The organism is Methylophaga sp. (genome assembly GCF_030651745.1).
Genome location: NZ_JAUSCC010000021.1, coordinates 1 through 9,788, shown reverse-complemented (window position 1 = coordinate 9,788; position 9,788 = coordinate 1). Strand labels below are relative to the sequence as shown.

At 42.8% G+C, this 9,788-nt stretch carries 10 protein-coding genes; 7 read left to right on the top strand and 3 right to left on the bottom strand.

Going from position 1 to position 9,788, the window contains the following annotated elements:
- Positions 1–400, bottom strand: a 400-nt coding sequence (flgC, locus tag Q7V21_RS01680) for a flagellar basal body rod protein FlgC (protein WP_304915623.1), incomplete at its 3' end; no start/stop codon positions are given.
- A gap of 6 nt (positions 401–406) precedes the next feature.
- Positions 407–808 carry a flagellar basal body rod protein FlgB gene (gene flgB, locus Q7V21_RS01675; protein ID WP_136554693.1) on the bottom strand — a complete coding sequence of 134 codons (402 nt, stop codon included), beginning with the start codon at positions 806–808 and terminating at the stop codon, positions 407–409.
- Positions 809–1,139: 331 nt separating this feature from the next.
- Here flgB and Q7V21_RS01670 point away from each other — a divergent pair, with 331 nt between their 5' ends.
- From Q7V21_RS01670 to Q7V21_RS01640, 7 genes are read left to right on the top strand one after another with little or no spacing between them, the layout of a single operon-like run.
- Positions 1,140–1,697 carry a GspH/FimT family pseudopilin gene (locus Q7V21_RS01670; protein WP_304915622.1) on the top strand — a complete coding sequence of 186 codons (558 nt, stop codon included), beginning with the start codon at positions 1,140–1,142 and terminating at the stop codon, positions 1,695–1,697.
- A complete protein-coding gene (gene pilV / locus Q7V21_RS01665) occupies positions 1,688–2,143 on the top strand; it encodes a type IV pilus modification protein PilV (RefSeq protein ID WP_304915621.1) in 456 nt (151 codons plus the stop codon). The genes Q7V21_RS01670 and pilV overlap by 10 nt, the downstream gene beginning before the upstream one ends.
- Complete coding sequence (locus tag Q7V21_RS01660; RefSeq protein ID WP_304915620.1) at positions 2,143–3,153, top strand: PilW family protein; 1,011 nt, start codon at positions 2,143–2,145, stop codon at positions 3,151–3,153. The genes pilV and Q7V21_RS01660 overlap by 1 nt, the downstream gene beginning before the upstream one ends.
- Positions 3,154–3,165: 12 nt before the next feature.
- The gene (locus Q7V21_RS01655) at positions 3,166–3,714 is read left to right on the top strand and encodes a PilX N-terminal domain-containing pilus assembly protein (protein WP_304915619.1); all 549 of its coding nucleotides are present in this window, start codon (positions 3,166–3,168) and stop codon (positions 3,712–3,714) included.
- 2 nt (positions 3,715–3,716) lie between these two features.
- Positions 3,717–7,520, top strand: coding sequence for a pilus assembly protein (locus Q7V21_RS01650; protein ID WP_304915618.1), 3,804 nt, complete (start codon positions 3,717–3,719; stop codon positions 7,518–7,520).
- An 11-nt stretch (positions 7,521–7,531) separates the two neighbouring features.
- Positions 7,532–7,819, top strand: coding sequence for a hypothetical protein (locus Q7V21_RS01645; protein ID WP_304915617.1), 288 nt, complete (start codon positions 7,532–7,534; stop codon positions 7,817–7,819).
- Between the two features lie 15 nt (positions 7,820–7,834).
- Complete coding sequence (locus Q7V21_RS01640) at positions 7,835–8,227, top strand: type IV pilin protein (RefSeq protein ID WP_304915616.1); 393 nt, start codon at positions 7,835–7,837, stop codon at positions 8,225–8,227.
- A gap of 72 nt (positions 8,228–8,299) precedes the next feature.
- On the opposite strand, the gene Q7V21_RS01635 is transcribed toward Q7V21_RS01640, so the two are convergent.
- On the bottom strand, positions 8,300–9,788 hold a 1,489-nt coding region (locus Q7V21_RS01635), incomplete at its 5' end, for a type I secretion C-terminal target domain-containing protein (RefSeq protein WP_304915615.1).

Below are 9,788 nucleotides of genomic sequence, written 5' to 3'. Positions count from 1 at the left end.
GCAAAGTTTGCAGCAGCAATTGTTTGGAAGTGTTGGCAATCTCAACATTGTTCTGATACGAACGAGAAGCCGACATCATATTTGCCATTTCTGCAATGGCATCCACATTTGAGTGATAGACATAACCATTTTCATCCGCCAACGGATGTGAAGGATTGTATTCCTGCCGAACTGGGGCCTGACTTTCTGTTATTCCCAAAACCTGAACCGATCCGGATTTAAAACCCTGTTGGGCATCATCTAAAACCGTCGCGAAAATTGGTTGGCGAGTGCGGTAAGTTTCATTCACACTGCTGCTGACACTGTCCGCATTGGCCAGATTACTGGCTGTAGTATTGAGACGCAGTGACTGCGCGCTCATGCCGCTGCCTGCAATATCGAAAATATTAAATAATGACATGGCAGATTATTCTCCTTTGATCGCTTTGGTCAGACCTTGAAAGCGACTGCCTAAAAACTCCAGGCTAGCCTGATACTGAATCGCATTCTGCATAAACTGTGCCTGTTCCACCTGTTCGTCGACAGTGTTGCCATCTAAAGAGTCTTGAAGTGTTGTACGGTATTGCGTTGCCGCTTCAAAAGGATTCTCGCCGTTTCCGGCAATATGCTTTTGATGGGTGGTGTTTAAAGCGGCAGATTTTTGCCCAGATGCCGCCATCTGCAATGCCGTTTGAAAATCCATATCCTTTGCTTTGTAATTTGGCGTATCCGCATTCACCAAGTTAGTCGCCAGCATTTCTGCGCGCTGTGTGCGGATCCTTAATGCATCAGCATGAATTCCAAGGGCTGAATCAAAATTTATCGGCATGCTGTTTCTCCACAACAAATATTTACTTTCACTTACCCCTAGCACCATGCATGCCATAAATTATTTTAAATAAATATCAAAAGGTTATGAATTATGCGGCAAGCTTATCTAACCAAAGCGGCAAGCTATTGCCACTGCGCATAAATAACGGATTCCAGCTGCTATAATTCCACTGTTTTTGATGGGTTAATTGAAGAAAATACAGATGTAGCCGATACATTTGCCAACTGGCTCACGTATTTAAAAATTAGTTAACGGCTAGGCTTTATAAGTGCTTGACCCACAATGCTTTTAGCGTTAAAACCAAAGACCTATATGGAGCACCACCAAAGTGAAAAAGTTTGCTACTGAAAATGGTTTCACACTGATTGAATTAATGATCACATTGGTGGTGGTCGTCATCTTAGTGTCAATCGCAGCTCCCAGCTTTGCCACCATGATTCGTGAAAACCGTGCTGCGACCCAAGCGAATAATCTCCTTTCTTCTATTCAAGTTGCCCGTTCCGAAGCCATCAACCGAGGTGTTCGAGTGAGTATGCGGCGTATCAGTAATACCAATAGCGTTTGGGAAGATGGCTGGCGTATTTTCACTGATTGGAATGGTGATGGTGTGTTTGATGGTGATTTGAATGAAAAAGATTGCAGCATAGAAAGTCAGGATTGTTTACTAATGGAGCAGCAACCTCTGGGCAATAATATTTCACTTAGAACAGGTGGAAACTACGCTGTAGGTGTGATGTTTTTGCCTTCTGGTGAAGTAAGACGTGCTGGAGGCGCGATAGGTAATGATACATTTACTTTATGTATTCCTGATGTCATCGAGAGACGCATTATAGTTGGGCCCGGTGGTAGAGCAAGAGTTGAGCAAGGGGTTAACTTATGCCCTTAAGGCAAAGAGGATTTACGCTACTGGAGGTGATGATTGCAGTATTTGTGCTGGCCATCGGTTTGCTAGGCATGGCTCACTTACAAATTACCTCGCTAAAACATAATCAAAGTGCTGAGTTTCGTACGCAATCGGCCATGATGGCTGCAGATATGCTGGACAGAATGCGAGCAAACCGTGATGCGGCTCAAAATGGGAACTATGCCATAGCTATAGGAGACGAGCCTCCAAGCAGCACCAACACAATTGCCGATGCAGATATTGTCGAGTGGCTTGAAAACCTCTCTTTCTATTTACCCCAAGGAAACGGTCAAATCGCTTGCGGGGTGTTTAATGTGAATAGTGAGTTTGTTTGTGACATCACGATCAACTGGAGAGAAACGCTGAACGATGGTGATGACTACGGCGAATTAGGCACTTCTACTTTCACTCTCAGTGGGGCCATTTGATGATGCCTGTAAAAAAACAGCAAGGCTTATCTTTGGTTGAGCTGATGGTTGCTATCGTTCTGGGTTTAATTCTGGTGGCGGGGATTATCGAATTATTTGTTAATAATCGTCAGGTATATCGTGTTCAGGATGCCCAATCCCGGTTGCAGGAAAATGGTCGCTACGCAATGACTGTGCTTACTCAGTCGATTGAACGTGCAGGCTATCTGGGGTGTGCAACGCGCTCTGCTTTAAACATCAATAATATGCTGAATACCCCGAATGATTATTTATGGGATATCACTACCCCCATTGAAGGACAAGAAGCAACTGGAGCAGATGCATGGACTCCATCACTTGATGACAGCATTACTAACCCTGTAAGTGGGTCAGATATTCTAACCATACGCACCATTGAACCGCCAGAATTACGCGTGATATCACATCCAACAACCGGCGCACCAGGCAGTGCAGCAATTACGATTAATAGTGGTAATGGGTTGGCAATGGGAGATATTGTTTTAGCCCATGACTGTGTTGCTGGGGCAATTTTTCAAATTACCTCAAATCCCAGTGCTGGTACGATAGAGCATGCTGCAGGAGCAGGTACTCCGGGTAATAGTACCGTTGCGCTAGGTTATAACTTTGGTGCCGGTTGGGTTAATAAAATTGCTACTAACAGTTTTTATATCAGATCACGTGCTAACGCAGCAGTTCCCTCTTTATATCTTAAAAATGGCACATCTGACCCAGTAGAAATAGTTGAAGGCATTGAGTCAATGCAAATTCAATATGGCGTAGACAATTCCGGGAATGGCGCTGCGGATACTTATCAAACAGCAAATCAAGTCGGTAACTGGAACAACATTGTTAGTGTACGTATCAGCTTAGTGATGGTCAGCGTGGAAAATAATCTTACGGCGGATGGTGCACAACCTTATAACTTGGAAGGGGCTGCAGTTACACCTGATGATCGGCGTCTTAGACGCGTATTCACGCGAACAGTGACATTACGTAATCGTGTTTCATAGCAGGAACAGTAAATGAAAAAACAAACTGGTGCAGCATTGATAGTGAGTTTAGTCATTTTGCTAATAATGACCATGATTGGACTAGCAGCTATGCGAACCAGCTCTATGGCAGAAAAAATGGCAGCCAATACCATGGATGTTGAAATAGCCTTCCAAGCTACTGAAATCGCTTTACGCAGTGCCGAATCCTGGATTGCGTCTTTAACAGCTGAACCCGATCCCAATGACAGCGGCTCTAATAACATCTGGGTTGCAGAATCAATGGACCCAGAACTTAATAACGCTGAAAGCTGGTGGCATGAAAGAAATGCGGCATGGTGGGCAGCAAATGGTATTACTTCACCAACAGATATTACTTTTGAAACAAATGCAGGAACAACCACCATCACCACGCCAAGATACATCATCGAATATCAACAATTTGTCACCGATGACCTGGTTGTGGGTACAGGTGGCGGTCCATCTACCGGCCGCGTGTATTACCGAATAACGGCTCGTGGTACGGGTGGTAGTGATCAATCACGAATCATGCTGCAAAGCACGATGGCTAAGAGGTTTTAATCATGAACAAGCCCTCCCACTTACTCTCCCTCTTTTTTGTTTTGCTGTTAAGCCCTGCAGTCACTTTTTCAGCCCCATTAAATCTGAGTAATGCCCCACTCTACCTTGGCGGCAGTGCAGAACCAAACATCATGTTCATTCTGGATGATTCAGGATCAATGATGTTTGAAATTACTCCAGATGAATTAGCATTTTTAATCAACTCACCACAATCAATTACAGGTTTTGTATATCCGCGTGCAAATAGTGTTTATGGCTCTGACTATTCTCAAAGCTTTGTTCAAGTCGCCACTGTTGATGATAATAATGCTTACAACGCCAGAACACGCTCCCCACAATTTAATGCGAGTTACTACAACCCTTCAGTAACCTATAATCCCTGGACTCGTTACAACAATAACTTATTTCCCGCTGCTTCCATCACATGTGCTCGTCACAACCCTTTAAATACAGGAGCTTGTCCTACGGAATCTGTCAACGCTAACGCGCGAAATCTGACAGTTGTTAATAGCAATTACAATAGTAACCAGTGGCGAACCTGTAATAGCTCGGGAACATGCAGCTCTACTACAAACACTAAAAATTTCTGGCCAGCAACCTATTTTTGGCACAACTCGGGTGATGGATGGAGCTGGAATCATTACACCAAAGTCGAAATTCGCTCATCTATCACAAGTTATACAGGGCATGGTCGTATAAATAGAAGCGAGTGTTCTAACGGTACTTGCACTTACGATCAAGAAATCCAAAACTTTGCTAATTGGTATACCTATTACCGCTCAAGAGTTCTCTCTTCAAGGGCAGGAATCGGTAAAGCATTTGCAACACAAAGTGAAAGCAAAAGAATTGGGTATGGTGCTATTAATAAAGCATCTAGCTCAGTTGATGGTCAAAATACCAGCACAATTGTAAGAGGTATAAGACCTTTCTTAGGAGATGATCGAGAAGCATTTTTTAGTGAGTTATATGGCCGAGATATTCCGGCTTCAGGCACACCGCTACGAAAAGCACTAGATGATGCCGGTCAGTATTATTCACGTACAGGTGATGCAAGTCCTTGGAGCACGACCCCTGGCGAATCAGGCGGCGAAGATCTGCAATGCCGGCAAAGTTACAGTATTTTGATGACCGATGGATACTGGAGCGGAACCAGCACGTTTCAGGCAAGTACAGCTGACGCAAGAGCCAATGTTGATGGATCTCAAGGGCCTGATATAACAGGTCCAAAAGGCCAAACTTATAAATATAATCCAAAAACACCTTTCTCTGATAATAGAGCAAATACCCTTGCTGACGTGGCAATGTATTATTGGAATCGCGATTTACGTCCGGATATGGAAAATAAAGTTCCCAAAACTGCACGAAATGAAGCATTCTGGCAGCATATGGTTACTTACGGTGTCTCTTTTGGTGTCAGTGGTTCCATCAGTAAGGAAGATGCTTGGGCAGCGGTAGCTGCTTCGAAAACAGATTCACCTATTACCATCACTTGGCCCGATCCAGATGCAGCAAATTCAAATTGTACCGGTAATGCTTGTGCAGCTCGATTGGATGATCTTTTGCATGCCGCTATCAATGGCCGAGGCGATTTGTTCAGTGCGGATGACCCTGAAACATTTGCTGAGTCTATTTCAGCAATATTGTCCAATATTTCAGACGAAACCTCATCTGCCTCATCCGTTGCATTAAATTCAGGCTCCATTTCCAGCGATAGTCTAGTTTTTCAAGCACGGTTTAATAGTGGAGACTGGACAGGACAATTACTTGCTTTTCCCATAATTGACGACAGTGGAGAGGCTAATTTTGGTGAACTTTCATCTCCAGCCGCTTGGGATGCCAGAAACAGTATTCCCGCCGCAAATGCTCGGATCATCATTACCTCTAATGGTTCGCAAGGCCAGCCATTCCGTTGGGACAATCTATCTGCAGAACAAAGACTATTATTAAATAATGATGAACCTACCCTTGATTATTTGCGAGGTGTTCGAACTGGCGAGCAAAGTAATCAGGGTGGAACCTTTCGCAATAGAAATTTCTTGTTAGGAGATATTATTAATTCTGCTCCAGCCTATGTTGGTGCACCTATCCAACGTTATCCAGATACATGGGGAACTGGTGCGCCCGAAAATACAAGTCCCTATTCAAGCTTCAAAGCCACCAATTCCAATCGTCAACCACTTGTATATGTTGGAGCAAATGACGGAATGCTGCATGCATTTAATGCTGAGAAAGATGGTGTCGGCGCTGAGTGGTTTGCCTTCGTTCCTGCAAGTGTCTATCCCAACTTGCCAAGTTTAGCTAACCCTAATTACACACATAAATATTTTGTTGATGGCAGTCCAACAGTAGTCGATGCATTTATCGAGGGTGAATGGCGAACTATTTTAGTGTCCGGTTTAGGAGGTGGTGGGCAAGGAATATTTGCCTTAGATGTAACTAATCCAGCTGATTTTTTAGATGAAGAAACAGCAGCAAGTAAAGTTCTGTGGGAATTTACTGATGAATATGTTGACGGTCTTAAAAATGGGAAGGACTTAGGTTTTACCTATGGACAGCCAAGTATTGTCAGACTTCAAAATGGTGAATGGGCAGCTGTCTTTAGTGGGGGTTATAACAACACTGTAGATAATAATGGTGATGGTAATGCAGATGCAGACAGCTCTTCTGGAAATGCTGTTTTATTTATTGTCCGCCTATCAGATGGTGAATTAATTGAAACCATTGATACCGAAGTGGGAGCAGAGCAAGATCCAACTGGGCAAAACCGTCCGAATGGACTTGCTTCGCCAGCAGCTGTCGATATAGATGGTGATTTTATTGTAGATTATGTCTATGCGGGCGATTTGTTCGGCAATATGTGGAAGTTTGATTTGACCGGTAATTCACCCGAAGATTGGGGTGTTGCGTATAAAAACGGAGGTTCCCCTCGCCCTCTTTATCAAGCTTGTTCAATCACCGCGGCATATGATGAGTGCCCTGTCAGTAACCTTCAACCAATAACTACGCGCCCCCAAGTGGTTAGGCATCCTACATCAAATGGTTTTCTAGTTTTATTTGGTACAGGTAAATATCTTGAGGTTGATGATAATAGTATTGAGAATCAGGCTACTCAAACGTTTTATGCCATTTGGGATAAGCGTCAAGACCCGGAAAATGACGAATATAGCCTTGTTAGTCGCTCAACACTATTACAACAAGAGATTACTCACGAAGGCACTCGATCAGAAATTGATGGAAGAGACCTTGAGGGCATTGCAACTGACAGTACAGAATATCGTGTCACATCGGACAACAGTATTAATTGGAGTAATGATCTAGGTTGGTACGTTGATTTGATAAGTCCAAATACCGCAAATAATTATGGAGAGAGGCAAGTCAGTAATTCAATTGTCCGTAATGGACGAATTATTTTCACTACTTTACTTCCTTCCTCGGACCCCTGCGATGCGGGTGGTTCAGGCTGGCTTATGGAATTAAATTATGCAACAGGCGCGCGCTTATCCTATTCGCCTTTTGATATTACTGGCGAAGGTATTTTCAATGAAGAGGATTTCATCTGTATCGCAAATTGTGAGCTAGATGGTGATGGTAACCCAGATCCCAATAGGGTTTTGATACCTGTAAGTGGGAAAAAATCTGATGTGGGCATTATTCCTACACCAAGTATTGCCAGTGAAGCGGGTGGTCAACGTGAATTCAAATATACCAGCGGTTCATCTGGGAATATTGAGGTAACCGTCGAGAATCCTGGTCCAGGATTTGAGGGAAGACAATCATGGCGTCAACTTGATTTTCTATTCAGATAAAGAGCAATAGAATGAAAAAAATCCTGACCACTTGTTTACTTGGCATTAGTTTTAATGTGCTTGCATTAGTTTCGTTCCCTCATACAGGAAACGTGACTCAGCATTTTAATGATTCAGCTACTATAGAAATCGAAGGACAAGCCTATTTGGTAAACGAGCATACAGTTATCCATAATGATTCTAATGGTGCGAAAAGGATTACAGTTGGAACTCCTGTAGGTTATGAGTTGGACGACACTCTCAACAATAATCCTTTATCAACTATCAAAACAATATGGCTCTTGGAGCTTAATGAATAATCAAGGTAACTAGCAATGAATAAGCGAAACCATGGATTTACACTCATTGAATTGATGATTACTGTTGCTATCGTCGCTATCATCGCTGCAATTGCTTATCCATCCTATCAGGAACAGGTTAGACAAACCCGTAGAGCGAATGCTCAGGCTGATTTATTGGAGCTTTCAAGCTATATGGAGCGTTATTACACCGAAAGGTTTACTTATGTCGATGCAGCACTACCTTTCAACACGTCTCCTAAACTAGGTAACTCATCTTTTTATAACTTAAGCTTTCCAGATCCCCCTGATGCTAATTCATATACTATTCAAGCAGAACCGATCGGCGCCCAAAGCAATGATCGTTGTGACACGATGACAATAAATGAAGTTGGACAAAGGAATGCTGCTGAAGCCGATTGCTGGTAAAGCCTCTAGGTGTAATAAAAAACCCGCGTTAAGCGGGTTTTTTATTTGATCAGCTGAAGTTGCAAACCTTAATTAGCTATCAACGTTCACATGACCTTCTTGAACCAATTTATTAATCATCTCAGCTTGTTGGGTTGAAGTATCAAAACCACCTAAACCTAGGTCAGCTAAAGATTTACCTTGCAAGGTAACAATTTGTGTCACATCACCTGCATTTGGTTTCAGTTCAATCACAATATCTGAACCATCTTCTGTGATGGAAATGAAATCTGTCAGGTTACCTGATTCCTCACCGATAAGAATATCCGAGAAATCCAGGACATCTCCCTCTGCAATATTAAAGTCCGTTACGATGTCAAGAGCAGGGGTCCCGGCAACACCTTCATCACCAGCATTCCAAACGAATATATCTTTACCAGCACCACCTGTCAGAATATCGTTACCAGCAGTACTTTCTAAAATATCATCTGTAGATTGGCCAGTAACTTCCCAATAGGCTGTTTCCGTAATACTGGATGAGGAGTTATCACCAGTTAACGTTACTGATCCGCTGATTTTATTAATATCATCTACAGTAAGCTGCTTATTAGATGTCAGAGTTAAAACTACTTTATCTGAAGCATCAATCTGATAAAATCCATTCGCATCTGGTGTCAAACCGACAATTGATACACCATCAGGTAATGAATTTGCAGATAAACTTACAAAACTAAGCTGATCACTAGTGCCTGACTCCAACATGCCCGCAGAGATGGATAAATCATATTGGTAAGTAATTGGTATTAACTGGACATTATCAACAGCCATCCCCCAGTTGTCATTATTTTCACCCACCTCAGATAAAACAAGTGTATTACTGCCATCACCAGAACCAGCTACAACAACATGACTAAAGGTTAGCCACTCTGTACGATTGTTACCATCTATCGTAGCAATTACTTCGCCATTCCACATGACTTGCAATACGCCGGATTTTTCACCACTTATCCCCTTTTCTTGTTTAGCGGCTTTATCCAGATAGTCAACGCTTAGCTGATAACTCGCACCATTAGTTAGACCTGAAACCTGTTGCTGAATAGATATATCGCCTGGACTTCCGCCCAAATCCATGTAATGCTCACCATCTGAGGTGCCCACACCAGCATGAGCTTTAGCATGAGGCTCCATGGGTGCTGAACCATCAGATAAGGTCCAGCCTTCCATTGAAATCATTTGTAAGAATTTAGTTCCAGATAAACTATCAGGTGCATTATTTCCCATGCCATCAAATTGCTTAGTAGCATTATCGCGTCCAGTCGTTGGATTGGATTCGAATATTGCATCCGGTCCGCCAATATTTTCAAAGCTACCATTAATAATTAGATTTGTTGAGCCAACAAAAACCTGCTCGTTTCCAACACTTATGAGTAATATGGGCGCATTAACTGGATCTGTTGGATCTGTTGGATCTGTTGGATCTGTTGGATCTGTTGGATCTGTTGGATCTGTTGGATCTGTTGGATCTGTTGGATCTGTTGGATCTGTTGGATCTGTTGGATCTGTTGGATCTGTTGGATCTGTT